Origin of the sequence: Streptomyces sp. BJ20, assembly GCF_022869105.1 — a bacterium.
Taxonomy (GTDB): domain Bacteria; phylum Actinomycetota; class Actinomycetes; order Streptomycetales; family Streptomycetaceae; genus Streptomyces; species Streptomyces griseoincarnatus.
In genome coordinates this window covers 2460343-2486917 of sequence record NZ_CP094918.1, presented here as the reverse complement: position 1 = coordinate 2486917, position 26575 = coordinate 2460343, and the positions used below count along the sequence as shown (strand labels likewise).

At 72.0% G+C, this 26575-nt stretch carries 19 protein-coding genes; 12 read left to right on the top strand and 7 right to left on the bottom strand.

The genetic code is table 11. From position 1 onward, the window contains the following. Positions 1–50: 50 nt before the first annotated feature. Positions 51–656, bottom strand: coding sequence for an adenylosuccinate lyase (locus MTR79_RS11355; protein ID WP_189363571.1), 606 nt, complete (start codon positions 654–656; stop codon positions 51–53). A 352-nt stretch (positions 657–1008) separates the two neighbouring features. On the opposite strand from MTR79_RS11355, the gene MTR79_RS11350 reads away from it, so the two are divergent. The 9 genes from MTR79_RS11350 to pssA all read left to right on the top strand — a co-directional run bounded on the left by MTR79_RS11350 (position 1009) and on the right by pssA (position 11935). Next, the gene (locus tag MTR79_RS11350) at positions 1009–2814 is read left to right on the top strand and encodes a 3-hydroxyacyl-CoA dehydrogenase family protein (RefSeq protein ID WP_086699081.1); all 1806 of its coding nucleotides are present in this window, start codon (positions 1009–1011) and stop codon (positions 2812–2814) included. A 163-nt stretch (positions 2815–2977) separates the two neighbouring features. Further along, entirely contained in the window at positions 2978–3793 is an 816-nt protein-coding gene (locus MTR79_RS11345) for a TetR family transcriptional regulator (protein ID WP_181383266.1), read from the top strand. Positions 3794–4172: 379 nt separating this feature from the next. After that, positions 4173–5516, top strand: coding sequence for a crotonyl-CoA carboxylase/reductase (gene ccrA / locus MTR79_RS11340; RefSeq protein ID WP_086702873.1), 1344 nt, complete (start codon positions 4173–4175; stop codon positions 5514–5516). Positions 5517–5528: 12 nt separating this feature from the next. Continuing rightward, positions 5529–7556 carry a protein meaA gene (locus MTR79_RS11335; protein WP_128127995.1) on the top strand — a complete coding sequence of 676 codons (2028 nt, stop codon included), beginning with the start codon at positions 5529–5531 and terminating at the stop codon, positions 7554–7556. Beyond that, positions 7553–8524, top strand: a complete 972-nt coding sequence (locus MTR79_RS11330) for a CoA ester lyase (RefSeq protein WP_086705160.1) — start codon at positions 7553–7555, stop codon at positions 8522–8524. Before MTR79_RS11335 ends, MTR79_RS11330 begins: the two co-directional genes overlap by 4 nt. Before the next feature lie 5 nt (positions 8525–8529). Beyond that, on the top strand, positions 8530–9042 hold the full coding sequence (locus MTR79_RS11325; protein ID WP_086705158.1) for a MaoC family dehydratase: 513 nt from the start codon (positions 8530–8532) through the stop codon (positions 9040–9042). A gap of 3 nt (positions 9043–9045) precedes the next feature. Then, positions 9046–10260: an acyl-CoA dehydrogenase family protein gene (locus MTR79_RS11320; protein WP_189363569.1), complete on the top strand. Its 1215-nt coding sequence runs from the start codon at positions 9046–9048 to the stop codon at positions 10258–10260. Positions 10261–10440: 180 nt separating this feature from the next. Beyond that, complete coding sequence (locus MTR79_RS11315; RefSeq protein ID WP_026243357.1) at positions 10441–11097, top strand: phosphatidylserine decarboxylase; 657 nt, start codon at positions 10441–10443, stop codon at positions 11095–11097. Between the two features lie 22 nt (positions 11098–11119). Further along, positions 11120–11935, top strand: coding sequence for a CDP-diacylglycerol--serine O-phosphatidyltransferase (pssA, locus tag MTR79_RS11310; protein WP_244793129.1), 816 nt, complete (start codon positions 11120–11122; stop codon positions 11933–11935). Between the two features lie 74 nt (positions 11936–12009). Here pssA and MTR79_RS11305 read toward each other — a convergent pair whose 3' ends face one another. Together MTR79_RS11305 and MTR79_RS11300 are read right to left on the bottom strand one after the other, a co-directional pair. Beyond that, positions 12010–15582, bottom strand: coding sequence for an ATP-binding protein (locus MTR79_RS11305; protein ID WP_244789992.1), 3573 nt, complete (start codon positions 15580–15582; stop codon positions 12010–12012). Between the two features lie 257 nt (positions 15583–15839). Next, a complete protein-coding gene (locus tag MTR79_RS11300; protein ID WP_244793127.1) occupies positions 15840–16940 on the bottom strand; it encodes a glycerate kinase in 1101 nt (366 codons plus the stop codon). Positions 16941–17137: 197 nt separating this feature from the next. Here MTR79_RS11300 and MTR79_RS11295 point away from each other — a divergent pair, with 197 nt between their 5' ends. The 3 genes from MTR79_RS11295 to MTR79_RS11285 all read left to right on the top strand — a co-directional run bounded on the left by MTR79_RS11295 (position 17138) and on the right by MTR79_RS11285 (position 19638). Then, complete coding sequence (locus tag MTR79_RS11295) at positions 17138–18220, top strand: ADP-ribosylglycohydrolase family protein (RefSeq protein WP_086705169.1); 1083 nt, start codon at positions 17138–17140, stop codon at positions 18218–18220. A 136-nt stretch (positions 18221–18356) separates the two neighbouring features. Beyond that, positions 18357–18860 carry an NUDIX hydrolase gene (locus MTR79_RS11290; RefSeq protein ID WP_189363568.1) on the top strand — a complete coding sequence of 168 codons (504 nt, stop codon included), beginning with the start codon at positions 18357–18359 and terminating at the stop codon, positions 18858–18860. Positions 18861–18912: 52 nt separating this feature from the next. Further along, positions 18913–19638: a Sir2 family NAD-dependent protein deacetylase gene (locus tag MTR79_RS11285; RefSeq protein ID WP_086705167.1), complete on the top strand. Its 726-nt coding sequence runs from the start codon at positions 18913–18915 to the stop codon at positions 19636–19638. Here the strand turns inward: MTR79_RS11285 and MTR79_RS11280 are convergent, their stop codons facing one another. The 4 genes from MTR79_RS11280 to MTR79_RS11265 form a co-directional block, all read right to left on the bottom strand. Then, a complete protein-coding gene (locus MTR79_RS11280; RefSeq protein ID WP_086705166.1) occupies positions 19639–20127 on the bottom strand; it encodes a methylated-DNA--[protein]-cysteine S-methyltransferase in 489 nt (162 codons plus the stop codon). A gap of 17 nt (positions 20128–20144) precedes the next feature. Further along, positions 20145–21659 carry an AlkA N-terminal domain-containing protein gene (locus tag MTR79_RS11275; RefSeq protein ID WP_279952738.1) on the bottom strand — a complete coding sequence of 505 codons (1515 nt, stop codon included), beginning with the start codon at positions 21657–21659 and terminating at the stop codon, positions 20145–20147. An 80-nt stretch (positions 21660–21739) separates the two neighbouring features. Continuing rightward, the gene (locus MTR79_RS11270; RefSeq protein ID WP_244789990.1) at positions 21740–22612 is read right to left on the bottom strand and encodes a DUF72 domain-containing protein; all 873 of its coding nucleotides are present in this window, start codon (positions 22610–22612) and stop codon (positions 21740–21742) included. Positions 22613–22651: 39 nt separating this feature from the next. Next, complete coding sequence (locus MTR79_RS11265; RefSeq protein WP_244789988.1) at positions 22652–26563, bottom strand: glycoside hydrolase family 2 TIM barrel-domain containing protein; 3912 nt, start codon at positions 26561–26563, stop codon at positions 22652–22654. Positions 26564–26575 lie beyond the last annotated feature (12 nt).

The following is a 26575-nucleotide window of genomic DNA, read 5'->3' as shown; positions in this document are numbered from 1 at the left end:
GGAGGGGACCGGTGGCGGGGTGCGACAGCGAGGCGACGGCCCGTCAGTCGCTATCGCTGGCCCGGGATCCGTCCGCGGGCGCCCCCCTGGTGCGGGATGCGGGCCAGGGCGTGCACCGCCGCCTCCGCCAGGGCCGGGTGCGCGAGAGCCTCGTTCAGCACGGACTCCGCCCGCGGGTCGCCGAGTTCGCCAAGTCCCTCCACGCAGGCGAGCGCGACCCGGCGGTAGGGGTCGTGCGGGCGCAGCCGGCGGCGGAGGGTGGTGATCAGGGCCGGGACCGCCTCGGGGGCGCGCAGCTCGGCGAGGAGGCGGACCGGGTGCAGGGCGTAGGCGACGCGGAGTTCGTTGGTGGCGAGGGCGGCGGCGGCGCGGGCGGTGCGCGGGTCGCCGAGGCGGCCGAGGGCGTAGGCGGCGGCGGCGCAGCGTGACGGGTCGCGGTGGTTGAGGAGGAGCACCAGCGCCTCGAAGGCCCGCCGGTCACCGGCCGTTCCCAGTCTGAACGCGGCCAGTTCACGCGCCCACAGCGGCTGCCCGGGAGCGGTGAGGACACCGGCCAGGAGGTCGTGGTCGTCGGTGGCGGCCAGCCGCTCGAACGCGGCCGTGCCGCCGGACTCCGCCCGTAAGCGCTCCGTGAGCGTTCGCAACTCTTCGTCCATGGCGACGAGGTTAGGGGGATCACACCGGACGCGGGACCCACCTCACAAATCCGGGGGCTGGCGCGCTCGTTACCCGCGAGTTAATCTCAGACGAGCGAGTTACCCACTCGCACCCTCCTCACGGCGGTCTGGTGACGCGGCCGCAGTGAGTCGCAGTCGGTTCGGTACCCCGTGTACCGCAGTACGGCTCGGCCCCGGGACAGGGCCGGTCGGACCCACCGCCGGGTTTCCGGCGGTCCGGGCGTGTGCGCTCGCAGCCCGGCCAACACCCGCATCCACGCACGCACCCGGTGCGCCTTCCGGCGCACCCGGGCGCTGCTTCCGTCGTCACCCTCATTCCTGGAGTCCCGCGATGGCCACTCCCCAGTCCGACACCCCTCTGTCCCCGCTCCGGACCGTCGCCGTGGTCGGCCTCGGCACGATGGGCACCGGCATCGCCGAGGTCCTGGCCGCCGCCGGCCGCGACGTGATCGGCATCGACGTCAGTGAGGCCCAGGCCGCGAAGTGCGTCGCCGCCCTGGAGGCCTCCACCGCCCGCTGCGTCGGGCGCGGCCGGCTGACCGAGCAGCAGCGCGCGGAGCTCCTCGCCCGAGTCACCACCGGCACCGACCTCTCGGCCGCCGCCGACGCCGACCTGGTGATCGAGGTGGCGCCGGAGTCGTACGAGATCAAGCAGCAGATCTTCCGGGAGCTGGACGGCGTCGTGCGGCCGGAGACCGTGCTGGCCACCGGCACCAACGCGCTGTCGGTGACCCGGCTCGCCGCCGATTCCGCCCACCCGGAGCGCGTGCTGGGCATGCACTTCTTCAACCCGGCCCCCGCGATGAAGCTCGTCGAGGTGGTCTCCAGCGTGCTGACCGCGCCCGCCGCCGTCACCGCTGTCACCAACCTCGCCCTGGACCTGGGCAAGGAGCCGGTGGCGGTCGGCGACCGGCCCGGTTTCGTCGCCGACGGGCTGCTGTTCGGCTACCTGAACCAGGCCGCCGCGATGTACGAGGCCCGGTACGCCTCCCGTGAGGACATCGACGCCGCGATGCGGCTGGGCTGCGGCCTGCCGATGGGCCCCCTGGCGCTGCTGGACCTGATCGGCGTCGACACCGCCCGCACGGTCCTGGACGCCATGTACGCCGCCTCCCGCGACCGGCTGCACGCCCCCGCGCCGATCCTCAAGCAGCTCAGCGAGGCGGGCCTGACCGGCCGCAAGGCGGGCCGTGGCTTCTACACCTACGAGGCGCCCGGCAGCGGCACGGTCGTGGAGGACGCCCTCACCCCGCGCGAGGACGGCCCCTCGGTCGAAGGCCGTCCGGTGCGCTCGGTGGGCGTGGCCGGTTCGGGCACGATGGCGTCCGGCATCGCCGAGGTCTTCGCCAAGGCGGGCTTCGAGGTCGTGCTGGCCGCCCGCAGCGAGGAGAAGGCGCAGGCGGCGAAGGCCCGCGTCGGCAAGTCGCTGTCCCGGTCGGTCGGCAAGGGCCGGATGACCGCCGAGGCCGCCGCGAGCACCCTGGACCTGATCCGTACGACGGGCACCTACGACGACTTCGCCGACGTGGACCTCGCGGTCGAGGCGGTCGCCGAGGACCTGGAGGTCAAGCGGCAGCTGTTCACCACTCTGGACAAGGTCTGCAAGCCGGGCGCGGTGCTCGCCACCACCACGTCCTCCCTGCCCGTCGTCGCCTGCGCCCGCGCCACCTCGCGCCCGCAGGACGTGATCGGCATGCACTTCTTCAATCCGGCGCCGGCGATGAAGCTGGTCGAGGTGGTGCGCACCGTCCTCACCGCCGACGACGTCCACGCCACCGTGCGCGAGGTCTGCGCGAAGATCCGCAAGCACGCCGTGGACTGCGGCGACCGGGCCGGGTTCATCGTCAACGCGCTGCTGTTCCCGTACCTGAACAACGCGGTGAAGATGGTGCAGGAGCACTACGCCACCCTGGACGACATCGACGCCGCGATGAAGCTGGGCGGCGGTTACCCGATGGGGCCGTTCGAGCTGCTGGACGTCGTGGGGCTGGACGTGTCGCTGGCCATCGAGAAGGTGCTGCACCGCGAGTTCCGCGACCCGGGGCTGGCCCCGGCGCCCCTGCTGGAGCACCTGGTGGCCGCGGGCTGCCTCGGCCGTAAGACCGGCCGCGGCTTCCGCGAATATGCCAAGCGCTGAGCGGTACCCCGGCGAGCCGTTCCCGGACGGTGCCGAGTGGGGCGGGCTGCTGGACCCCGACCGGTTCCCGCCGCCCGCCCGCACCGCCCCTCCCCCGCCCCCCGAGGGCGGGGGAAGCCCCGGTCACGCGCACCGCACCGCGCGTATGCAGTACGTTCAGGGCATGTCCCAGCCCGCCAAGTCCGTACGTACGCCAGCCACGACCGAGCCGCCGGAGTCCACGGCCGGCTCGCGTGCCGCCGCCCAGCGGCTGAAAATGCGCCGGGAGCTCGCGGCCGCCGCGATGGAGCTGTTCGCGACCAAGGGGTACGAGGCGACCACCGTCGACGAGATCGCGGCCGCCGCCGGGGTGGCCCGCCGCACGTTCTTCCGCCACTTCCGCTCCAAGGAGGAGGCGATCTTCCCCGACCACGACGACACCCTGGTGCGCGCCGAGGCGGTGCTCAACGCCGCCCCCGCGCACGAGCACCCGCTCGACACGGTGTGCCGGGGCATCAAAGAGGTCATGAAGATGTACGCGGCACGGCCGGACATCTCGGTCGCCCGCTACAAGCTGACCCGTGAGGTGCCCACCCTGCGGGAGGCGGAGATCGCCTCGGTGGCCCGCTACGAGCGGCTCTTCACCCGCTATCTGCTGGGCCACTTCGACGAGCACGCGCACGACGACGACGCCAACGACGACCCGCTGCTGGCGGAGGTCGCCGCGTCCGCGGTCGTCACGGCGCACAACCACGTGCTGCGGCGCTGGCTGCGGGCGGGCGGCCAGGGCGACGTGGAGGCGCAGCTGGACCACGCCTTCGCGATCGTGCGGAAGACCTTCGGCACGGGGATCATGGCGGGCCGGCGCACGGCCTCCCCGCAGCGGCCGCCGGCGGCCACGGCCTCCGCGCACGGCGAGGTGCTGGTGACGGTCGCCCGCACCGACGCCCCGCTGGAGGAGGTCATGGAGGCCATCGAGCGGGCCCTCAAGGAGCGCTGACCCGCCTTCCGACGCTGTGATGACGGCCACCCTTCGGGGTGGCCGTTTTGCCATGTCAGGGGCGCTTTTCGCCCACGTTTCCGAGACGTTTCGATCGATCATCGCTCATCTGAGGCGTAAAGATTTCACCTGAGAGCAAGTTCTGGCACGCAGTGCCTTGCCGACTGACACGGCGTGCCATACGTTGAAGGAGTCCGGGCGAGTCCCGGCGGGTCCACCACCCGCACGCCCGGCGCCTGCGTCACAGGCACCCTCCCGCGCAACCACGCGCTGCCGAAGCACCACCCGCCGAACCGACGGCACCCCTCAACCCTCAGCAGCACACCGACGTAACCCTCAGCGCCCCTCCCTCAGGGCGCCCATCGCCGGAGGCAACACCGTGACCGTCAAGGACATCCTGGCCGCGATCCAGTCGCCCGACTCCACGTCGGAGGACTTCGCCGCCCTGCCGCTCCCCGAGTCGTACCGCGCGATCACCGTGCACAAGGACGAAACGGAGATGTTCGCGGGCCTCGCCACCCGCGACAAGGACCCCCGCAAGTCGATCCACCTCGACGACGTGCCGCTGCCCGAGCTGGGCCCCGGCGAGGCCCTGGTCGCCGTGATGGCCTCCTCGGTCAACTACAACTCGGTGTGGACCTCGATCTTCGAGCCGCTGTCCACCTTCGGGTTCCTCGAGCGCTACGGCCGCACCAGTGAGCTGGCCAAGCGCCACGACCTGCCGTACCACATCATCGGCTCCGACCTCGCGGGCGTCGTGCTGCGCACCGGTCCCGGCGTCAACTCGTGGAAGCCCGGCGACGAGGTCGTCGCGCACTGCCTGTCCGTCGAGCTGGAGTCCTCCGACGGTCACAACGACACGATGCTCGACCCCGAGCAGCGGATCTGGGGCTTCGAGACGAACTTCGGCGGCCTCGCCGAGATCGCGCTGGTGAAGTCCAACCAGCTGATGCCGAAGCCGGACCACCTCAGCTGGGAGGAGGCCGCCGCCCCCGGCCTGGTCAACTCCACCGCCTACCGCCAGCTCGTCTCCCGCAACGGCGCCGGCATGAAGCAGGGCGACAACGTCCTCATCTGGGGCGCGAGCGGCGGCCTCGGCTCCTACGCCACCCAGTTCGCGCTGGCCGGCGGCGCCAACCCGATCTGCGTCGTCTCCAGCGACCAGAAGGCGGAGATCTGCCGGAAGATGGGCGCCGAGGCGATCATCGACCGCAACGCCGAGGGCTACAAGTTCTGGAAGGACGAGAACACCCAGGACCCCAAGGAGTGGAAGCGCTTCGGCAAGCGCATCCGCGAACTCACCGGCGGCGAGGACATCGACATCGTCTTCGAGCACCCCGGCCGCGAGACCTTCGGCGCTTCGGTCTTCGTCACCCGCAAGGGCGGCACCATCACCACCTGCGCGTCGACCTCGGGCTACATGCACCAGTACGACAACCGCTACCTGTGGATGTCCCTGAAGCGCATCATCGGCTCCCACTTCGCCAACTACCGCGAGGCCTGGGAGGCCAACCGCCTCATCGCCAAGGGCAAGATCCACCCCACGCTCTCGAAGACCTACGCCCTGGAGGACACCGGCCAGGCCGCCTACGACGTGCACCGCAACCTCCACCAGGGCAAGGTCGGCGTGCTGTGCCTCGCCCCCGAGGAGGGCCTCGGCGTGCGCGACCACGAGAAGCGGGCCAAGCACATCGACGCCATCAACCGCTTCCGGAACATCTGAGGCAGGGCGGACATGACAGAGCGCCAGAAGGACCGTCCGTGGCTCATGCGGACGTACGCCGGCCACTCGACCGCCGAGGCGTCCAACGAGCTGTACCGGCGCAACCTCGCCAAGGGGCAGACCGGGCTGTCGGTCGCGTTCGACCTGCCGACCCAGACCGGCTACGACTCCGACCACGTCCTCGCCCGCGGCGAGGTCGGCCGGGTCGGCGTGCCGGTCGCGCACCTCGGTGACATGCGCCGGCTGTTCCAGGACATCCCCCTGGAGCAGATGAACACCTCGATGACGATCAACGCCACCGCCATGTGGCTGCTGGCGCTCTACCAGGTCGTCGCCGAGGAGCAGGGCGCGGACGTCACCAAGCTCCAGGGCACGACCCAGAACGACATCGTCAAGGAGTACCTGTCCCGCGGGACGCACGTCTTCCCGCCCGGGCCTTCCCTCCGCCTGACGACCGACATGATCGCGTACACGGTCTCCCACATCCCGAAGTGGAACCCGATCAACATCTGCAGCTACCACCTGCAGGAGGCCGGGGCCACGCCGGTGCAGGAGATCGCGTACGCGATGTCCACCGCCATCGCCGTCCTCGACGCGGTGCGCGACAGCGGCCAGGTGCCGCAGGAGCGCATGGGCGACGTCGTCGGCCGCATCTCCTTCTTCGTGAACGCGGGCGTCCGCTTCATCGAGGAGATGTGCAAGATGCGCGCCTTCGGCCGCATCTGGGACACCGTCACCCGCGAGCGGTACGGCATCGAGAACCCCAAGCACCGCCGCTTCCGCTACGGCGTCCAGGTCAACTCGCTCGGGCTGACCGAGGCGCAGCCGGAGAACAACGTCCAGCGGATCGTGCTGGAGATGCTGGCCGTCACCCTCTCCAAGGACGCCCGCGCGCGTGCCGTTCAGCTGCCCGCCTGGAACGAGGCGCTCGGTCTGCCCCGCCCCTGGGACCAGCAGTGGTCCCTGCGCATCCAGCAGGTCCTCGCCTACGAGAGCGACCTGCTGGAGTACGAGGACATCTTCGAGGGCTCGAAGGTGATCGAGGCCAAGGTCGAGGAGCTGGTCGCCGAGGCGACCGCGGAGATCGAGCGGATCCAGGAGATGGGCGGCGCGATGGCCGCCGTGGAGTCCGGCTACCTCAAGTCCCAGCTCGTCTCCTCGCACGCCGCGCGCCGCGCCCGGATCGAGTCCGGCGAGGAGAGGATCATCGGGGTCAACGCCTTCGAGGGCACCGAGCCCAACCCGCTCACCGCCGACCTGGACACCGCCATCCAGACCGTCGACCCCGCGGTCGAGGCCCGGGTGATCGCCTCGCTGCAGCACTGGCGCGACACCCGCTACCAGCCGCCCTTCAACCACCCGCGTCCCTGCAAGGCGCTGGAGAAGCTGAAGGAGGCCGCGCGCGGCACCGACAACCTGATGGAGGCCACCCTGGAGTGCGCCAGGGCCGGCGTCACCACCGGCGAGTGGGCCGGCGCGCTGCGCGAGGTCTTCGGCGAGTTCCGGGCGCCGACCGGGGTCTCCTCGGCCCCCGTCGCGGTCACCGCCGAGGAGGGCTCCGCCCTGTCGGAGGTCCGCCGGAAGGTGGAACTCACGGCGAAGGACCTCGGCGTGGGCAAGCTGCGCTTCCTGGTCGGCAAGCCCGGCCTGGACGGCCACTCCAACGGCGCCGAGCAGATCGCCGTGCGGGCCCGCGACGCCGGGTTCGAGGTGGTCTACCAGGGCATCCGGCTCACCCCGGAGCAGATCGTGGACGCCGCGCTTGCGGAGGACGTCCACGCGGTGGGGCTGTCGATCCTCTCCGGATCGCACGCCCAGCTGGTCCCGGACGTGCTCGAACGGCTCCGTGTGGCCGGCGCCACGGACATTCCCGTGATCGCCGGTGGCATCATCCCCAGCGGTGACGCCGAACAGCTGCGGGCCGCGGGTGTCGCCGCGGTCTTCACGCCGAAGGACTTCGACATCACCGGGATCATCGGCCGCATCGTCGACGAGATCCGCAACGCGAACAAGCTCGACCCCCTGGAGGTCCCCGCATGACCAGCCCCGCCCCGGTCAACCGCCTTCGCCCCCGCCGCTCCTGTCTGGCGGTACCGGGAAGCAACCCGCGCTTCCTGGAGAAGGCCCAGGGCCTCCCCGCGGACCAGGTCTTCCTGGACCTCGAGGACGCCTGCGCCCCGCTCGCCAAGCCCGAGGCGCGGCACACCATCGTGAAGTTCCTCAACGAGGGCGACTGGACCGGCAAGACCCGCGTGGTGCGCGTCAACGACTGGACCACCGAGTGGACGTACCGGGACGTCGTGACGGTCGTCGAGGGCGCGGGCCCGAACCTCGACTGCATCATGCTGCCGAAGGTGCAGAACGCCCAGCAGATCGTCGCCCTGGACCTGCTGCTCACGCAGATCGAGAAGACCATGGGCTTCGAGGTCGGCCGGATCGGCATCGAGGCGCAGATCGAGAACGCGCAGGGCCTGAACAACGTCAACGAGATCGCGCAGGCCTCCCCGCGCGTCGAGACCATCATCTTCGGCCCGGCCGACTTCATGGCGTCCATCAACATGAAGTCGCTGGTCGTGGGCGAGCAGCCGCCCGGCTACCCGGCGGACGCCTACCACTACATCCTGATGAAGATCCTGATGGCCGCCCGCGCCAACGACCTCCAGGCGATCGACGGCCCGTACCTGCAGATCCGCAACGTCGACGGCTACCGCGAGGTCGCGCAGCGCGCCGCCGCGCTCGGCTTCGACGGCAAGTGGGTGCTGCACCCCGGCCAGGTCGAGGCGTCCAACGAGATCTTCTCGCCGTCGCAGGAGGACTACGACCACGCCGAGCTGATCCTGGACGCGTACGACTACTACACGTCCGAGGCGGGCGGCAAGAAGGGCTCCGCGATGCTCGGCGACGAGATGATCGACGAGGCCAGCCGCAAGATGGCCCTGGTCATCGCGGGCAAGGGGCGTGCGGCCGGCATGCGGCGCACGTCGACGTTCGAGATCCCGGAGGCCTGACCGTCATGCAGTTCGGACGCACCTACGAGGAGTTCGAGGTCGGGGCGACGTACAAGCACTGGCCGGGCAAGACGGTCACCGAGTACGACGACCACCTGTTCTGTCTCCTCACCATGAACCACCACCCGCTCCACATGGACGTGAACTATGCGGAGAAGACGACGGACTTCGGCAAGAACGTGGTGGTCGGGAACTACATCTACTCCCTGCTGCTCGGCATGAGCGTGCCGGACATCTCCGGCAAGGCGATCGCCAACCTGGAGATCGAGTCGCTCAAGCACGTGGCGCCGACCTTCCACGGCGACACCGTCTACGGGCAGACGACCGTCCTGGACAAGTGGCCGTCGAAGTCGAAGAACGACCGCGGCATCGTGTACGTCGAGACCAAGGGCTACAAGCAGGACGGCACGCTGGTCTGCGTGTTCCGCCGCAAGGTGATGGTGCCCACCGAGACGTACATCAAGGAGCGCGGCGGCGAGCAGCCCGGCCGCCCCGAGCTCAAGGAACAGGGGAAGTAAGCGATGGCCCGTCTCGCCCAGACCGCCGGTCTGACCGACGTCCAGCAGGAGATCCTCTCCACCGTCCGGGACTTCGTCGACAAGGAGATCATCCCGGTCGCGACCGGGCTGGAGCACCGCGACGAGTACCCGCAGCAGATCGTCGACGGGCTCAAGGAATTGGGCCTGTTCGGTCTGATGATCCCCGAGGAGTACGGGGGTCTGGGCGAGTCCCTCCTCACGTACGCGCTGTGCGTGGAGGAGATCGCCCGCGGCTGGATGTCGGTCTCCGGCATCATCAACACGCACTTCATCGTGGCGTACATGCTCAAGCAGCACGGCACGCAGGAGCAGAAGGACCACTTCCTCCCGCGCATGGCGGCCGGCGACATCCGCGGCGCCTTCTCGATGTCCGAGCCGGGCCTCGGCTCCGACGTGTCGGCCATCACGTCGAAGGCGGTGAAGGACGGTGACGAGTACGTCCTCAACGGCCAGAAGATGTGGCTGACGAACGGCGGAACGTCGTCCCTCGTGGCCGTTCTGGTGCGAAGTGACGAAGGACACTCCCCTGAAGAGGCAGCCGCCAAGCCGCACAAGTCGATGACCACCTTCCTGGTGGAGAAGGAGCCGGGCTTCGGCGAGGTCCGTCCGGGCCTGACCATCCCCGGCAAGATCGACAAGATGGGCTACAAGGGCGTCGACACGACCGAGCTCATCATGGACGGCCTGCGCGTTCCCGCCGATCGGGTGCTCGGCGGCGTCACCGGCCGAGGTTTTTACCAAATGATGGACGGCGTCGAGGTCGGTCGGGTGAACGTCGCGGCGCGTGGCTGCGGCGTCGCGCAGCGTGCCTTCGAACTGGGCGTCCGGTACGCCCAGCAGCGTCACACTTTCGGCAAGCCGATCGCCCAGCACCAGGCCGTCCAGTTCAAGCTGGCCGAGATGGCTACCAAGGTGGAGGCCGCGCATGCCATGATGGTCAACGCAGCGCGCAAAAAGGACTCCGGGGAGCGAAACGACCTCGAGGCAGGGATGGCGAAGTACCTCGCCTCCGAGTACTGCAAGGAGGTCGTGGAGGACGCCTTCCGGATCCACGGCGGCTACGGCTTCTCGAAGGAGTACGAGATCGAGCGCCTCTACCGGGAGGCCCCGATGCTGCTGATCGGTGAGGGCACCGCTGAGATCCAGAAAATGATCATCGGCCGTCGACTGCTCGAAGAGTATCGATTCCAGGGCTGAGCAGGGTCAGATGTCTGGATACGGGGTGTTTTCTTGAGGAAGAGGATCACACCCCGTATGCGTTACTCGGCCGCCGACTTGGTTGCCTGGCTTACCCAGTTGCGGCCGAGAGCCGCTACGATCGCCGGAAAGCCGCCGTCCCCCGCAGTTGCGCGGCATCATCCGCTACGAAGGTCATCCATGCCCCACAGCCAAACCTCTGCACACCGCGACAGCCTCGCCGGCGTACGCCTCGCGCGCGGAGCATCGCCGTGGCTTCTGCCGACCGTCGCCACCGCAGCCGTGAGCCTGCTCCGCGCCCGCCGCTCGGGCGCCGCCAAGGCCGTCGCCGTCCCCGCCACCGCTCTCGCGGCGGGGATGCTGTGGTTCTTCCGCGACCCCGAGCGCGAGATCGCCCAGGGCCGGGTCATCTCGCCCGCCGACGGTGTGGTGCAGAGCATCATGCCCTGGAAGGACGGACGCACCCGCGTCGCGATCTTCATGAGCCCGCTCAACGTCCACGTGAACCGCGCCCCCCTGGCCGGCACCGTGACGTCGGTCGAGCACATCCCCGGTGGCTTCGTTCCCGCCTTCAACAAGGAGAGCGAGAACAACGAGCGCGTGGTGTGGCACTTCGACACCGAGCTCGGTGACATCGAGATGGTCCAGATCGCCGGCGCGGTGGCCCGCCGCATCGTCCCCTACGTGCCCCAGGGCACCAAGGTGGAGCAGGGCGAGCGCATCGGCCTCATCCGGTTCGGCTCGCGCGTCGACATCTACCTGCCCGAGGGTGTCGAGGTGGATGTCGAAGTGGGCCAGAAGACCGTGGCTGGGGTGACTCGCATTGACCGTGGTTGATCCAGAGACCCAGGCCGGCTGGGTGCCGGAGGCCGACGAGGACGACGACGAGGAGATGCCTCTGTCGCTGCGCCTGTCGATAGCGGACACCCTCACGCTGGGCAACGCCACGTGCGGCTTCATGGCGGTGTACTTCACCACCACCGGCATCCTGATCCCCCATCTGCAGGGCAGCCAGGAGACCGGCATGGCCCGCCACAGCGCGGCCACGGCGGTCATCCTGATGCTGTGCGCGGCGGTCTTCGACCTGTTCGACGGCCTGGTGGCGCGCAAGCTGCGCTCCTCACCGATGGGCGCCGAGCTGGACAACCTCTCTGACCTGATCAGCTTCGGCCTGGCGCCGGCGTACTTCGTCCTCGTCTACGGCATGGTCGCGGACGACGCGCACCAGAGGGTGGCCGCGGTCGGGGCGATCGTGGTGCTGCTGGCGGTGGTGCTGAGACTGGCGCGGTTCTCCTGCGTCACGGTGAAGGACGGCACCTTCCAGGGCATGCCGTCGCCCTTCGGGGCGCTGACGGTCGTGTCGATCGTGCTGCTGGAGCTGCCGTTCGTGGCGACGCTGCTGGCGATCATCGGGACGGCATGGCTGATGGTGAGCCGCGTCGAGTACCCGAAGCCGCGGGGGCGCCTCGCCGTGGCGATGCTGTCGTGGATCGTGCTGTCGATGGCGCTGCTGGCGGCATGGGCCTTCGACGCGCCGAGCGGACAGCTGCTGCTGCAGACGGGGTGTGCGCTGCAGCTGGTGATGGGGGCGGTGATTCCGCTGTTCGCCACGGCGCGGCGGGTGAACAACTTCCGCGACAACCGTCGCGAGGCGCGGGCGGCACAGCTGCCGTAGCGCGGCCACGGACCGTGTGGGGCCCCGGACCTGGGAAGGGTCCGGGGCCCTTGTGCGTGCGGCGCCCGCCCGCCTCACAGGACCTGCTCGTCCTCCTCGGGCGCCTTGCGCTTCCGGTGCGCCATCACCTCCCAGAAGGCCTGCAGCTCCCGCACGGGGATGCTCACCCATGGAGCGGTGCGCCGTGTGAAGGCCGGCAGGTGCCAGCGACGGTGGCTGTGCAGGAGTGCCTGCTGCTGCCGGCAGAAGGGCTCCTCGATCTCCTTCTGCGTCCTCGCGGCCTTGGGAGGGTAGGGGCACAGGCGGAACGTGCAGGTCGGCAGGCAGGTGGAGCCCGGCTCGTCCTGGTCGTTGCGGCCCACGCTCCGCTCGGGGTGGAGCGGGGTCCGGTCGTGGGTGAGGCAGGGCGGGAGGTCGCTGCGGTCGGTGAGCTCCAGGCGCTCCTCGATGGCGTCCGGGCTGCCGTCCCGCTCGGTGAGGTTCAGCATGATCAGGACGTCGGCGAGGAGACGCTGCGCCCGAGGGTGCAGGCTGGTCCAGCCGGACGACGGGGCGATCCACAGATTGTGCTTGCGGTAGCGCTCCGGGTCCGCCGGGGTGGACCCGACGCTGTCGACGGCGCCGTGCTCGTCGATCCAGAGGAACTGCTCGGGATGCCCCGTCTCCAGGGCCAGGGTCACCAGGTCTCCGGCCTCGGCGACGAACGGGTGGAGCATCGCGCGCGGCCCTCCTCCGTCTCCCCCGCCGCGGCGCGCGCTCCCCGCGATGGCGAGCCAGCGGGTGACCGCGTGCACGGGCTCGACGGACGCGCCTTGCCCGACAGGGGCGTCCCCCCGCCCGGCCGTGTCGGGCAGCTCCCACAGGCACAGGGCGTGGAGCAGGCTGAGCTGCGCGTACCAGGAGCGGCTGGAGGCGAGCATCCGCTCGGCATGCCTGGTCAGGAACGCCCGGCTCTCCTCGTAGACGTCCGGATGACGCCTCCGCCGGTTCGCGGCGTTCTTGAAGCCCTGGGTCATGGCGATCTCGAAGGACAGCGGCAGGTCGGGCTCGGGCGACCCCGTGGACGGCGCCGGCGCGCCGTCCCGGCCGGCCGCGACGGTGAGGTGCCGCAGCCAGAGATCGAGGCGTTCCTCGGCCTCGCCGCGGTACCTCGCGGAGACGGAGCCGAGGAACATGGGGACCAGCCAGGCCCGCAGGGCGAAGTGACGCCACTGGACGGTGCGGCGCTGCTCGTGCTCCCGTACGAACCGGGCGTACCGCTGCTCCCTGCGTTCCGCCGTCCCCGGGGCGGCGGCCCGGCCCGCCTCCGTGTCCTCGAGCCAGGCGGTGTAGTCCTCGTTGAGCTTCCGTTTGGCCTCCCGCGTCTGGTGCAGGTACTGCCGCACGGGATCGGTGTCGAGGGGGAACTGCTCCCGCAGGGCGCGGAAGGCGGCGTCACCGCCCGCGGCGATCTGGTGGGCGATCGCGGTCCTGACGGCGTGGGAGGGCTCGTGCGTGCCGATGCTGAGCAGCCGCTCGTACGGCAGCGGAGGCGGTGCCACGCCCGTCCCGGGGGGTGTCCCGGCCCCGTTCCTGCGCCTCTCCCGGTCGCGCAGCGCCGCGCCGAAGCGCCGCACCAGCCCGAGCTTGGCGTCCTCCACGGTGCGCTGGTCCGACCTGATGACCAGCCCCTCCCACTGTTCGTCGAGGCTGCGGGCCAGTTCGTCCTGGAGCGGCTCCGGGTCGATGCTGTCGATCTCCAGGGCGGCGGCGTACAGGTCGAAGTACTTCGCGTCGTGCCGGTTCGCGGCGGCGTCGCGGAGCAGTTCGCTCGTCCTCGGGGCCCTTGTGCCGTCGCGTGGTCCGGACGGGCGGGGCGCCGCGGTGGTGGCCCGGTGGCGGGAGAGCAGCACCAGGGCGATGAGGAGTTCGCGGGACGGGCCGGGGCCGCGCAGGGCGGGTCCGACGACGGCGGCCATCTCGTCGTCCGGCACCTCGGTCAGCAGCCGGTGCCCCAGGTAGGCCTGGACGATGCTGTGGGGGAAGCGGACCCTGTTCTCGGATCCCCGCACGAGCCCCAGGTGCTGTCCGTTGGCGGCGTGCCGGGCGAGCTCGGCGTAGCACTCGGTGGGTGCGTCCAGCGGATTGATCCAGGACGACGACTCTCCGACCGTGCGGGCCAGCACGTTCCAGATCGCCTCGCGCTGGGCCGGCGAGACGGAGGGGCTGGCCGCCTCCCGCCACGATCCGGCCGACCGCTCCTCGGACCGGGTACCGGACCGGCGGCGCTCCCGGAGATCGTCCAGGTAGGCGCCGACGAAGTCGTCGAAGGACACCTCCAGGCTGTCCTGCAGCAGGCCGAGACAGGCCAGGGCCGACACGACCCACAGGGTCTCCCTGCGTTCCCTGCGGTCCATGACCAGCTTGTCGCGGATCAGCCCGTCCTCCATGGCCCGGCGGTAGCTGTCGAGGAGCCACAGCCTGATCGTGGAGCAGTCGTTGCTGCGCGTGTTCAGCCGCCCGTCGTTCTCGCGGAGCGTCAGGTGCTCCAGCAGCCCGCGCTGTTGCAGGGCGCGGGCGATGCGCAGATAGATCGGCGAATCGGAGACCTCGGCGGTCTCCACCACCCAGTCCAGCCGGCGTTCGTCCCCCTCGCCGGGTTCCCGGACCAGGTACTCCAGCGCCGCCTCCTCGCTGAGCGGTTCCAGGTCGGTGATGGCGGCCCTGGTGCCTTCCAGCGGCGCGTGCGGGCGCGAGGCGATGACCAGGGGGAGCTGCTGGCGGTCCGCCCGGTCGATGGCCCGTCGGATGATGTTGTCCCGGTCCTCCCGGTACCGCTCGTCGAGGAGGGCTTCCTCCAGGCCGTCGGCGATGACCACGGCCTTGTCGTCGAGCCGCAGTTGCCGCCATGCCTTGTCGATGTTCCCGGCGGCGAAGACACCCTGGTCGGCCTCCTCGGCGAAGCGGCGTCGCGCCATCTGTTCGAAGTCGAACTCCCCGTCCATGTCGCGCAGGCGCAGCGGCACCGGTACGGCGGACTGCTGCGCGAGCATGCGGGTCAGCTCCACGAGGACGGCGGTCTTGCCGACGCCCACACCGCCGACCAGCAGATAGGGACGGCGCGTCTCGCGGTTGCGGAGCGTCTGGGCCATCACCTGGGCCAGTTCGCGGCGCCCGACGATCCGGTCGACGAGCGTCCCGGCCGTGGGGACCAGCTCGTGCGGGCGGGTGCGCGCCTTCCTCACCAGCGGCCTCTTGGCCTTGTGGTACCAGTACAGGAGGAAGACCGCGAGGAGGAGCGCGCCGGTCAGCACGGGGCTCACGAAGGACAGCACGGTGCTGAACCAGGCAGCCTCCCGAACATCGTGGAACCACGAGCGCTCGTTCTGCGAGGAGTCGTACGCGGCCAGCGCGATCCAGGTGAGCAGCAGGGCGGTGCCGACGAAGGCGAACACGCGCAGCAGCCGGCCGAGCGAGACCCGCCAGGGGTGCCACCTGCGGTTCGGGACGATGCTCCGGCGGGCCTCCCGGCCGGTCCGGTACGACCGCCAGCGCCGGCCCACCGCTCGCGCGGCCCGGAGCGTCCAGCGTCTCGGGTACAGCGTGAACCAGGCGGCGTCACGCGGCCGCTGCTTGCCCTCCGGGCTGCGGATGACCTTGGTGGGCATGGCGTCGTTCCCTCCGTGCTGCGCCCTCCGGCGACACGTCACGGAACACCGGAAGGCGCAGCGGCCGGTGACGCCGCCACTCCTCGCAGGCAAGGACGTCGGGGACGTCCACCTGTGGGTTTGCCTTCATGTCCATGGAACCACTGATGAGGAGGATCGCAACACGGTCCCGCCGTGGCGCTCGGACCGCTGCCTCGGCGTGTGGTGAGAGGGTGTCAGGTCCACCGGGGCCCCGGGGGGACCTGACACCGCCCGGTTCAGGTCAGGTAGTCGTGGGCGATGCGTTCCGCCGTGCGTTCCAGGATCGGCCCCGCATCGGCGATGCACTTCGCCACGTCCGGCTCCACGTCCGTCAGGGCGTACGCCCTGCGCATGCCGGCCCGCCCCAGCACCTCCGGCGCCAGCGCCAGCCGCCCGCACACCGCGACCACATCCCTCCCGGCCGCCCGAGCCGCCGCGGCGACGCCCGCCGGCGCCTTCCCGTGCAGCGTCTGCTCGTCCAGCGACCCCTCCCCCGTGATCACCAGATCCGCCCGCTCCAGCGCGGCGGCGAAGCCCAGGACGTCCAGCATCACCTCGATACCGGGCCGGAACCGCGCCCCCACGAGCAGCGCCCCGAACCCGATACCGCCCGCGGCCCCCGCCCCCGGCGACGCCGCCACCGCCCCGGCGTCCAGCACCTCGGCGAAGTGCCCCAGCGCCGCGTCCAGCCGCTCCACGTCCTCCGGCGAGGCGCCCTTCTGCGGCCCGTACACGGCGGCGGCGCCCTTCGGGCCGGTCAGCGGGTTGTCGACGTCGCTGGCGAGCACGAACTCCACCGCCCGCAGCCGCGGGTCGAGACCGGACAGGTCCGCGGTCGCCACCTCCGCCAGCGCGGCGCCCCCCGGCCCGACCGGCTCGCCCGACGCCGTGAGGAACCGCGCGCCGAGCGCGGCGAGCATCCCTGCCCCGCCGTCGGTGGTCGCGCTGCCGCCGACGCCGAAGACGATGCTCCGCGCTCCCGCGTCCAGCGCGGCCCGCAGCAGCTCCCCTGAGCCGTACGTGGACGCGGTGAGCGGCGCGAAGACGCCCTCCGGCAGCCGCTGCAGCCCGCTGGCCTCCGCCATCTCCACGACGGCGGTGCCGTCCCGCAGCGCGTAGGCGGCGGTCACCTCGTCGCCGAGAGGTCCGCAGACCCGTACCTCGTGCCGCTCGAACCCGGCCGCGACGGCCGCCGCGACGGTGCCGTCGCCGCCGTCGGCCACCGGCAGCGCCTCGACCCGAAGGTCCGGCCGGACCCGGCGCAGCCCGGCGGTGACCCGCTCGGCGACCTCCACGGCCGTCAGCGACCCCTTGAACTTGTCCGCGGCGACCAGCACCCGCTGGGCCGACGGCGTCGTACGCGTACCGCTTCCTGCAGCGTCCGCCACTTGGCTTCCCCTCGTTCATCGGGCCCCGCGCGCGTGCCGGGGCCTGTCGCGCCGCTGCGACCCTAACCGCCGGGCGCCGTGCCCGTCATGCACCGACCGGCCCGTGGACCGGTACGGAACCCCCGGGAAACGGGTAGACCGGTCCCATGACCGCCACGACCGAAGTGACCACCGCGACCGGGCTCGCCGACCGCATACTCGGCGGCTGGCTGGGCCGGATCGCCGGCAACATGCTCGGCAAGCCGGTGGAGCAGGGCGAGGTGTGGACCCGGGACCGCATCGACCGCTACCTGCGGGCCGCGGACGCGCTGCCGCTGACCGACTACCTGCCGGAACCTCCGACGGCGGAGGAGGAGCGGGCGCTGCGCCCGGAGTGGCGTCACTGCGTCCGGGGCCGGGTGCACGGCAGCTGCCGGGACGACGACGTCGACTACGCGATCCTCGGCCTGCACCTGCTGGAGACGCACGGGTTCGGCTTCAGCACCGAGCAGGTGGGCGACCTGTGGCTGCTGCGGCTGCCGTACCTCCAGACGTTCACCGCGGAGCGGGCGGCGTACCGGAACCTGGCGGCCGGGCTGCGGCCGCCGCTGACGGCGACGTACGACAACCCGTACCAGGAGTGGATCGGCGCGCTGATCCGCGCCGACGTGCACGGCTGGGTCTCGCCGGGCGCGCCGCGCCGGGCCGCCGCGCTGGCCCGCAAGGACGCGGTGCTGTCGCACACGGGCAACGGGGTGTACGGCGCGATGTGGGCGGCGGCTCTGGTCGCGGCGGCGTTCACGGCGGCGACGGCGCGGGAGGCGGTGGACGAGGCGCTGGCGGTGGTCCCGGCGAGCAGCAGGCTGGCGCGTACGGTGCGCCGGGTGGCGTCGCTGCACGAGAGCGGGCTGCCGTGGGAGGACACGCTGGCCACGCTGGAGGAGGAGACGGCGGGGCTGGGCTGGATCCACACGGTCCCGAACGCGGCCGTCATCACCGCGGGGCTGCTGTACGGCGACGGCGACTTCTCCCGGAGCGTGGCGCTGACCGTGCGGGGCGGTCTGGACACGGACTCGGGCGGCGCGACGGCCGGGTCGGTGGCGGGGGTGATGTGCGGGGCGGCCGCGATGCCGGCGCAGTGGAAGGAGCCGCTGGAGGACACGGTGCGCAGTGCGGTGTTCGGGTTCGACGGGGTGCGGATCAGCGAGCTGGCGGAGCGGACGCTGCGGCTGGCGCAGGCGGAGGCCTGACCGCACGGCTCCGCCTGCCGTGCTCCGGCGTGTGCGCCCGCCGTGTCGATCACGGGACGGCGTGTGCTGCCGTGCGCCGGGCGGGCGGGGCCGCGGCGGCCCAGGTGGGGCGCCCGGCCGCCGTTACCCTTCCCGCATGACCACCACGCAGGACACCCAGGACTTCGCCGGCTACGTCGCCTCCCTCCCCCGCGTCCTCGCCGGGGCCGCCGCCCTCTTCCGGGACGTGCGGGGGCGGGTGCTGCTCGTCGAGCCGAACTACCGGGAGGGGTGGGCCCTGCCCGGCGGCACGGTCGAGTCGGACGAGGGGGAGAGCCCGCGGGACGGGGCGCGGCGGGAGACGGCCGAGGAGATCGGCCTGGACCGGCCGCTGGGCCGGCTCCTCGCGGTGGACTGGGTGCGGACGCCGGGTGTGCCGCCGCTCGTGGCGTACCTGTACGACGGCGGGGTGCTCGGAGAGGACGAGCTGAGGGCGATCCGGCTCCAGGAGGAGGAGCTGCTGTCGTGGCGGCTGGTGGAGCGCGAGGAGATCACCGCGCACCTGCCGGGCTCCCTGGGCCGCCGGGTGCTGGCCGCGCTCGACGTGCTGGCGGACGGCTCGGGCACGGCGGAGCTGGAGGACGGCCGCCGCGTGCACTGACCGGCGCGATATCGGCTCGCCGGGCGCGCCCCGTCCGCCCTACCCTCGCGGCATGAGCAAGCCCCTCGTCGCCCTCCTGACCGGCGCCGGCGTCAGCACGGACTCCGGCATCCCCGACTACCGCGGACCGGCCGGGCTGTGGCGCCGCGACCCGGACGCCGAGAAGCTCGTGACGTACGAGTACTACATGGCCGACCCGGAGATCCGCCGCCGGTCGTGGCGGATGCGGCAGGAGAACTTCGCCGCCCTGCCCGAGCCGAACGCCGCGCACCGTGCGGTGGCCGAGCTGGAGCGGTCCGGGACGGCGGTACGGGTGATCACGCAGAACGTGGACGGTCTGCACCAGCTCGGCGGCATGCCGGACCGCAAGGTGCTGGAACTGCACGGCACGGCGCGCATGGTCGTCTGCACGAAGTGCCACGCGCGGACGCCGATGGAGGACGCCCTGGCCCGCCTGACGGCCGGCGAGGACGACCCGCCCTGCGTCGACTGCGGCGGCATCCTCAAGCCGGCGACGGTGATGTTCGGCGAGGCGCTGGACCCCATGGTGCTCGGCGAGGCGGTGGCGGTCACGAAGGCCTGCACCCTCTTCATAGCCGCCGGCACCAGTCTCCAGGTCCACCCCGCGGCGGGCCTCGCCCAGGTCGCCGCCGACCACGGCGCCCGCCTGGTCGTCGTCAACGCGGAACCGACGCCGTACGACGACCTGGCGGACGAGGTCGTCCGCGAACCGATCGGCACGTCGCTGCCGGCGCTGCTGCGGCGGATCGCCGCTTAGTCACGCCTGGAAGAGAGCCGCTCCACGTTCGAAATCCAGCAGGCGCTGTTTGCGGGGCAGACCGCCGCCGTAGCCGGTGAGGCTGCCGGTGGAGCCGATGACGCGGTGGCAGGGGACGATGACGCCGACCGGGTTGCGGCCGTTGGCCAGGCCGACGGCGCGGGACGCCTTGGGGTTGCCGAGGAGGTCGGCGAGCTGTCCGTAGGTGCGGGTCTCGCCGTAGGGGATGCGGCGGAGCTGGTCCCACACGCGGAGCTGGAACGCGGTGCCGTGCAGGCGCAGGGGGACGGTGAACTCGGTCAGTTCGCCCGCGAAGTAGGCGGCCAGCTGTTCCTTCGTCTCCGTGAAGGGGCTGTCGTCGGGGGCGCCGAAGGTCTCCTCCGGCGGGCGGTGGCGCTGACCCTCCATGTAGAGGCCGCAGAGGACACCGTCGTCGGCGACGAGGGTCAGAGAGCCGTAGGGGCTGTCGGTCACGGTGTGCTGTCGCATCGGTCCTCCCCTGCCGGTCAGGCCGGCAGGACGTTGATCGGGTGGCTGTCGGTCGCCCAGAGGTACTGGACGGCGTACGCGCGCCAGGGGCGCCAGGCGGCGGCCCGGGTGGTGAGGGCGGCCGGGGTGGACGGGAGGCCCAGGGCGCGGGCGGCACGGCGGACGCCGAGGTCGGTGGGGAGGAAGGCGTCGGGGTCGCCGAGGGCGCGCATGGCGATGACGTCGGCGGTCCAGGGGCCGAAGCCGGGGAGGGCGAGGAGTGCCGCGCGGGTCTTGGGCCAGTCGCTGTCGGCGCCCAGGCGGAGGTCGCCGTCCGCGAGCCGGCGGACCAGGGTGGTCAGGGTGGCACGCCGGGTGCGGGGCATGGCGAGGGCGTCCGGGTCGAGCGCGGCCAGGTGCTCCGGTGCCGGGAAGAGGTGGGTGAGGCCGCCCTCGGGGTCGTCGACGGGTGTGCCGTGCGCGGTGACCAGGCGGGCCGCGTGGGTGCGGGCGGCGGCCGTGGACACCTGCTGTCCGAGGACCGCGCGCACGGCGAACTCCGCCTCGTCGACCGTGCGCGGCACCCGGCGTCCGGGCGCCTTGTCGACCAGGGGCGCGAGCGCGGGATCGGCGCGCAACTGCTCGTCCACCGCGACCGGGTCCGCGTCGAGGTCGAGCAGGCGGCGGCAGCGGCTGATGGCGACGGTCAGGTCCCGCGGGTCGCTCAGGGCGAGCCGGCAGGCGATGTGGTCGGGGCGCGGGGCCAGGGCGACGATGCCGTGGCCGTACGGGAGGCGCAGCGTGCGGCGGTAGGCGCCGACGGGGTCACCGCCCACGCCTTCAGGGCTGCGCGGGAGCCACTCCTCGACGCCGGGTACGGCGGTGGCGGCGAGGTGGCCGAAGAGGTTGTCGGGGTGGAGCGGGGCACGGAACGGCAGGCGCAGCGTGATCACCCCGGGTGTGGCGGCGGCCGCGTGTTTCGGCGCCCGGGTGCGCAGCTCGCTCGGGGAGAGCGCGAACACCTCGCGCACGGTGTCGTTGAAGGTGCGCACGGAGGAGAAGCCGGCCGCGAAGGCGACGTCCGCCATCGGCAGGCCGGTCGTCTCGACGAGCAGCCGCGCCGTCTGCGCCCGCTGGGCGCGGGCCAGGGCGAGGGGGCCCGCTCCCAGTTCGGCGAACAGCTGGCGTTCGATCTGCCGGGTGCTGTAGCCGAGGCGGGCGGCGAGTCCGGTGACGCCCTCGCGGTCCACGACGCCGTCGGCGATCAGCCGCATGGTGCGGGCGACGAGGTCGGCGCGTACGTTCCACTCCGGGGAGCCGGGGCTGGTGTCGGGGCGGCAGCGCTTGCACGCCCGGAATCCGGCCTGCTGGCAGGCGGCGGCGCTCGGGTGGAACACCATGTGCTCCGGCTTGGGCGGAACCGCAGGGCAGCTGGGCCGGCAGTAGATGCCGGTGGTGAGGACGGCGGTGTAGAACCAGCCGTCGAACCGCGCGTCCTTCGACTGCACGGCGCGCACGCAGCGCTCGGTGTCGGTGTGCATCCCCTGGTGCATGCCTCAAGGATCCGGCACGGGACCTGCCGGGGTCTGGCGGGAATCCGACATCAACGTCCGGTGTCCTGCGGTTCCTCGGATCACCGTCTCCGGGGTGGGGCCAGCAGGTCGCGCATCGTCTCCGCCGCCCGCACGGCCGCGTCGCCGCAGCAGTTGTTGAACAGGACGTGCAGCTCGTCCGCCTGCTGTGCCGCCCGGCGCAGGCGGGGCGCCCACGCGGCGAGCTCCGTGACGTCGTAGTCGTGGCGGAAGCGGTCCTCCTTGCTGCCCCTCCCCCACGCCGCGTTGCGGCCGTGGAACCGTACGACGGCCACGGCGGGCCGGGTGACGGGGACCAGGGGCGGCAGCGAGGCGGGGAGGCCCTGCGCCATGTCGGTGCCCACCGCCGTCACGTCCAGGGAGGTCAGCAACTCACGCGTCTCGTCGGCGCGTTCGGCGGTCCACCAGGCGGGGTGGCGGAACTCCACGGCGAGCGGCCAGCCTTTGGTGCGTGCCGCGCAGTCCTCCAGGAAGCGTTCGGCCGGGGCGCCGGGGGTGAACCACGGGGGGAACTGGAACAGCACGGCCCCCAGCCGTCCGGCCGCGCGCAGGGGGTCGACGGCCTCCGCGAAGCGGCCCCACACCTCGTCCAGCAGGGCCGGAGCGGCGGGACCACGCGCGGGCACCCGGTCGCGCAGGTCGGCCGGAAGCGCCTCGGGCCGGGTGGGGTGGCCGGTCAGCAGGGAGAACGCCTTGACGTCGAAGCGGAAGCCGTCCGGGGTGCGTTCCACCCACAGCTCGCTGTTGCGGCGGCGCGGCAACGCGTAGTAGCCGGAGTCCACTTCGACGACCGGCAGCCGCTCCGCATAGTGCCGCAGCCGCCCTTCCGCGTCGCGCCGCCCGCGCGGGTACCAGCCGCTCGCGACGAGTTGGCGGTCCGTCCAGGAGCAGGCGCCGACCATGATGTCACCCATGGGAGCCCGGTTACCCCGGGCTCCCCCGAGTGTGCCGCGCTATTCGACGGCGGTGGGCCGGCGGGACAGGGTGTGCGCCCGGTCCACGTCGGTGAGCGGGCGCAGCCGGTAGGTGTAGGCGTAGTCGCGGTCGGCGAAGAGCTTGAACTCGTCGTGGGTGTGCGCACCCCAGCTGTTGTCGCCGCCCACGCCCATCTGCCGGTGGTTGACCCGCAGGACGACCGCGTCACGGGGGGTGAGCTGGTAGTCGTGCCGGACGCCCGCGGACAGGTCCTCCGGGGTGAAGTGCGAGGCATTGATCTCGACGAGGGGTTCACCCGTCACCAGCAGCCCCCGTCCGGTCCGGTCGGTCAGCGCGGCCCAGCGCACGTCGGTCTTGTTGCCGTTCTCCTGCGGACGGATGTACGGGGTCCACTGCTCGGCCACGGTCGAGGACCAACGGCCCACATCGGTACCGGCGTTGCGGTCCCAGTGGTTCTCCTCGGGGCCACGCCCGTACCAGTGCAGCCGGTCCAGGCGGCGGGGCAGGAACAGCAGGGAACCGACCTCGGGGAGATACGGCAGGTTCGCGGCGCCCGGGCGGAGGGTGTGGTCCACCTTGATCTCGCCGTGGCCGAAGACCGTGTACGTCGTGGAGTACCGCGACTCGACGGTGGTGGGGAGGGTGCCGGTGACGCGGACCTCGACGGCGCGGTCGCCGAGCGGCCGCACGGTGACGCCGGTGACCGTGCGGCGGGCGCCCGCGTCGCGCCAGGTCTGGTTGCGCAGGTGCTGGCCGTTGCCCCGGTCGTTGTCGGTGGGCGCCCGCCAGAAGTTGGGCGCCGGCCCGGAGGTGAGGAGGCGGGTGCCGTCGGCCTCGTAGTCGGTGAGGAGGCCGGTTCGGCGGTCGACGGTGACCGAGAAGCCCTGGCCCGTGATGCGGACGTCCTCGTCACGGGTCTCGTGCTGCAGCGCCGGGACGCGGGACAGGGGCACGGGCACGACCGCCGGGGTGTCCGCGTCGAGCGGGAGCTGATGCCGGGCCACCTCGAAACCGGGCTCCGCCCAGGGTGTGCGCTCCCGCGTGGTGAAGGACAGCTGGAGGAAGAACTCCGTGCCCGGGGCCGGATCGCGGGGCAGGCGCACGGGCAGGCCGACGCGCTTCTCGGACAGCGGCTCCAGGTCGAGCTGGTCCCGGGTGAAGCGTCCGCGGCCGGTCACCTCCCCGTCCGCGACCAGCTCCCACCGGCCGTCGAAGTCACGGAGGTTGGTGAACAGGTACTCGTTGGTGAGGGTGACCGCGCCCGGTCCGCCGCCGGGGGTGCGGACGGCGCCGACGGCCTGGTGGACGCGTTTGATCTCGGCCGCCTTGCCTCCGAGCTCGCGGTCGGCGGTGACGATGCCGTCCGCGACGAACGCGCCGTCGTTGGGGTTGTCGCCCCAGTCCCCGCCGTATGCCAGGAAGGTCCTGGCCTCGGGGCGTTTCCGCTCCGTCCTCACGGTGGCGGCGTCGAACCAGAAGCGCACGCCCTCGTCGCCGGGCGTCCGGTCCTCCGAGCCCAGTTCGGCGGTGGTGAGGGCGCGGGCGTAGACGCGGGCCCGGCGGATCGTGCCGTCGAACTCCCGGGTCTGGTTGTCGGTGTCGGAGGCGAGGGACAGCGGGGCGGTGTTGCTGGTGGGCCGGCGGTCGGTGGTGCGGGTGGCACGGACCGCGCCGTCGACGTACAGGCCGAGGGTGCCGGTGCCGGCGTCGAAGACGCCCGCGACATGGTGCTCCCTGCCACTCCAGTCGTCCGGAACCGTCCAGTTGACGGCGATCCACTGGCCGTCGGAGTGGATGAAGAACTCCACCCTGCGGTCGGTCTGCTTGAGCGCGTACTGGGTGTCGCCCTTGGCCACGATCGGCTGGTGGTAGCCGGGCACGCCCGGGGTGAACCACGCCTCCAGGGTGAGGGAGCCGGTGAGGTCGAGGCTGTCGTGCCGTTCGAAGACGGTGATGCCGGACAGGCCCTTGTCCCGGTCGAGGCGGCCTCGGGTGGCGAGGATCTCGCCGCGCAGCGCGGCCGGCCCCGACTCGGTGAGCAGGACGCGTCCGGGTACCGGGGTGTGGAGGGACTGGTCGGCGAAGTCCCAGATCCAGCCGCCCTGGAGGACGTCGTGACGGCGCACGACGTCCCAGTACTTCCCGAAGTTGCCGTTGGAGTTCCCCATCGCGTGGGAGTACTCGATCATGACGTACGGCCGGGTGTCGGCGGTGTCCAGGGCGCGCTGCTCGACACGGTCGGGGCTCTCGTACATGCGGGAGCGGATGTCGCTGATGCCGGGCCGGTCGTCGCCCTCGTACTGGATGACACGGGTGGCGTCGTAGGAGCGGATCCAGTCGTGCATGGCGGTGAAGGTGGAGCCGCCGCCGGCCTCGTTGCCGAGCGACCAGACGACCACCGAGGGGTGGTTCTTGTCGCGGTGGACCATGTTCTGCGCGCGGGCGACGCAGGCGGCGGTCCAGTCGGGGTGGTCGCCCGGGTAGCGGTCGCGGATGCCGTGGGTCTCGAGGTTGGTCTCGTCGACGAGGTAGAGGCCGTACGCGTCGGCGAGTTCGTACCAGAGCGGGTTGTCCGGGTAGTGCGAGGTGCGGACGGAGTTCATGTTGAGCCGCTTGACGATCGTGATGTCCCGGACCATGTCCTCGCGGGTGAGGGCGGTGCCGCGGGCCGGGTGCATCTCGTGGCGGTTGGTGCCGCGGAAGGACACGGGGCGGCCGTTGATCCGCATCAGCCCGTCCTTGAGCGCGAACTCCCGGATCCCCACCCGGTGGGAGAGGGTCTCGACGACCGCGCCGGCCGGGTCACGGAGCCGGAGGACGGCCGTGTAGAGGTACGGCTCCTCCGCCGACCACAGCCGCGGCTCGGGCACCGCCCGCGACGCCCGTACGGTGACGTCCCGGCCGGCCTCCACGGAACCGAGGTCGGCGGTCTGCCGCAGCGGCCGGGACCACACGGCGTGCCCGCGCGCGTCGTAGAGCTGCGTCTCGACGGTGTACCGGCCGCCGCCCGCGCCCTCGCCGTACGCCCGCACATGCGCGGTGACGTCCAGCTCGGCGGCGGTGTACGTGTCGTCGAGCGGTGTCTCCAGCTTGAAGTCGCGCAGGTGCACGGGCGGGGTGGAGAAGAGGTGGACCGAGCGGAAGATGCCGCTCAGCCGGATCATGTCCTGGTCCTCCAGCCAGTCGCCGTCGGAGTAGCGGTACACCTCGACCGCGATCTGGTTGGTTCCGGGGCGGAGGTGGTCGGTGACGTCGTACTCGGAGGGGGTGTAGGAGTCCTCGTCGTAGCCGACGAGTTCTCCGTTGATCCACACGTAGTGCGCGGACTTGACGCCCTCGAAGTGCAGGAAGACGCGGCGGCCGCGCCAGTCGCGCGGGACGGTGAAGGTGCGGCGGTACTGGCCCACGGGGTTGTAGCGGGTGGGCGCGGCGGGCGGCTGGGGCTCCTCGCCGCGGCCGTTGGGGCCCCAGTAGGGGTAGGTGATGTTCAGGTAGATCGGGAAGTCGTGGCCGTGCATCTGCCACACCGACGGGACCGGGATCGTGTCCCAGCCACGGTCGTCGGTGTCGGTGCGGTGGAAGTCGGGGTCGCGGTCCTCGGGCCGGTCCGCGTAGGCGAACTTCCAGGTGCCGTCCAGGTCCAGCCGGTACGGCGAGCGGGTGCGGTCGGCCGCGAGCGCCTGCGGTACGCCGGCGTACGGCATGAGCGTGGTGTGCGGGGGTTCGGTGCCGAGGCGGAAGACGCCGAAGTCGTTCCACTCCGGTGGGCCGTCGTCGGCCTGCGGGCGCGGGCCGGCCGCGTGCGCGGCTCCGGAGGGGGCGGCGAGCGCGAGGGCGCCGAGCACGGCGGCGCCGGACTCCAGGAGACGGCGGCGGCTGACGACGGGGCGGGCGGGACCTTCGGCGGGAGACACGTGCGGGTGCGGCATGACCGTGGCCTT

Coding starts and splice junctions, on each gene's coding strand:
- MTR79_RS11285 (WP_086705167.1), top strand. CDS start 18,913: ATGAGCAAGCCCCTCGTCGCCCTCCTGACCGGCGCCGGCGTCAGCACG.
- MTR79_RS11350 (WP_086699081.1), top strand. CDS start 1,009: ATGGCCACTCCCCAGTCCGACACCCCTCTGTCCCCGCTCCGGACCGTC.
- MTR79_RS11320 (WP_189363569.1), top strand. CDS start 9,046: ATGGCCCGTCTCGCCCAGACCGCCGGTCTGACCGACGTCCAGCAGGAG.
- MTR79_RS11330 (WP_086705160.1), top strand. CDS start 7,553: ATGACCAGCCCCGCCCCGGTCAACCGCCTTCGCCCCCGCCGCTCCTGT.
- MTR79_RS11355 (WP_189363571.1), bottom strand. CDS start 656: ATGGACGAAGAGTTGCGAACGCTCACGGAGCGCTTACGGGCGGAGTCC.
- MTR79_RS11280 (WP_086705166.1), bottom strand. CDS start 20,127: ATGCGACAGCACACCGTGACCGACAGCCCCTACGGCTCTCTGACCCTC.
- MTR79_RS11335 (WP_128127995.1), top strand. CDS start 5,529: ATGACAGAGCGCCAGAAGGACCGTCCGTGGCTCATGCGGACGTACGCC.
- MTR79_RS11275 (WP_279952738.1), bottom strand. CDS start 21,659: ATGCACCAGGGGATGCACACCGACACCGAGCGCTGCGTGCGCGCCGTG.
- MTR79_RS11290 (WP_189363568.1), top strand. CDS start 18,357: ATGACCACCACGCAGGACACCCAGGACTTCGCCGGCTACGTCGCCTCC.
- MTR79_RS11295 (WP_086705169.1), top strand. CDS start 17,138: ATGACCGCCACGACCGAAGTGACCACCGCGACCGGGCTCGCCGACCGC.
- MTR79_RS11325 (WP_086705158.1), top strand. CDS start 8,530: ATGCAGTTCGGACGCACCTACGAGGAGTTCGAGGTCGGGGCGACGTAC.
- MTR79_RS11265 (WP_244789988.1), bottom strand. CDS start 26,563: ATGCCGCACCCGCACGTGTCTCCCGCCGAAGGTCCCGCCCGCCCCGTC.
- MTR79_RS11345 (WP_181383266.1), top strand. CDS start 2,978: ATGTCCCAGCCCGCCAAGTCCGTACGTACGCCAGCCACGACCGAGCCG.
- MTR79_RS11305 (WP_244789992.1), bottom strand. CDS start 15,582: ATGCCCACCAAGGTCATCCGCAGCCCGGAGGGCAAGCAGCGGCCGCGT.
- MTR79_RS11315 (WP_026243357.1), top strand. CDS start 10,441: ATGCCCCACAGCCAAACCTCTGCACACCGCGACAGCCTCGCCGGCGTA.
- MTR79_RS11270 (WP_244789990.1), bottom strand. CDS start 22,612: ATGGGTGACATCATGGTCGGCGCCTGCTCCTGGACGGACCGCCAACTC.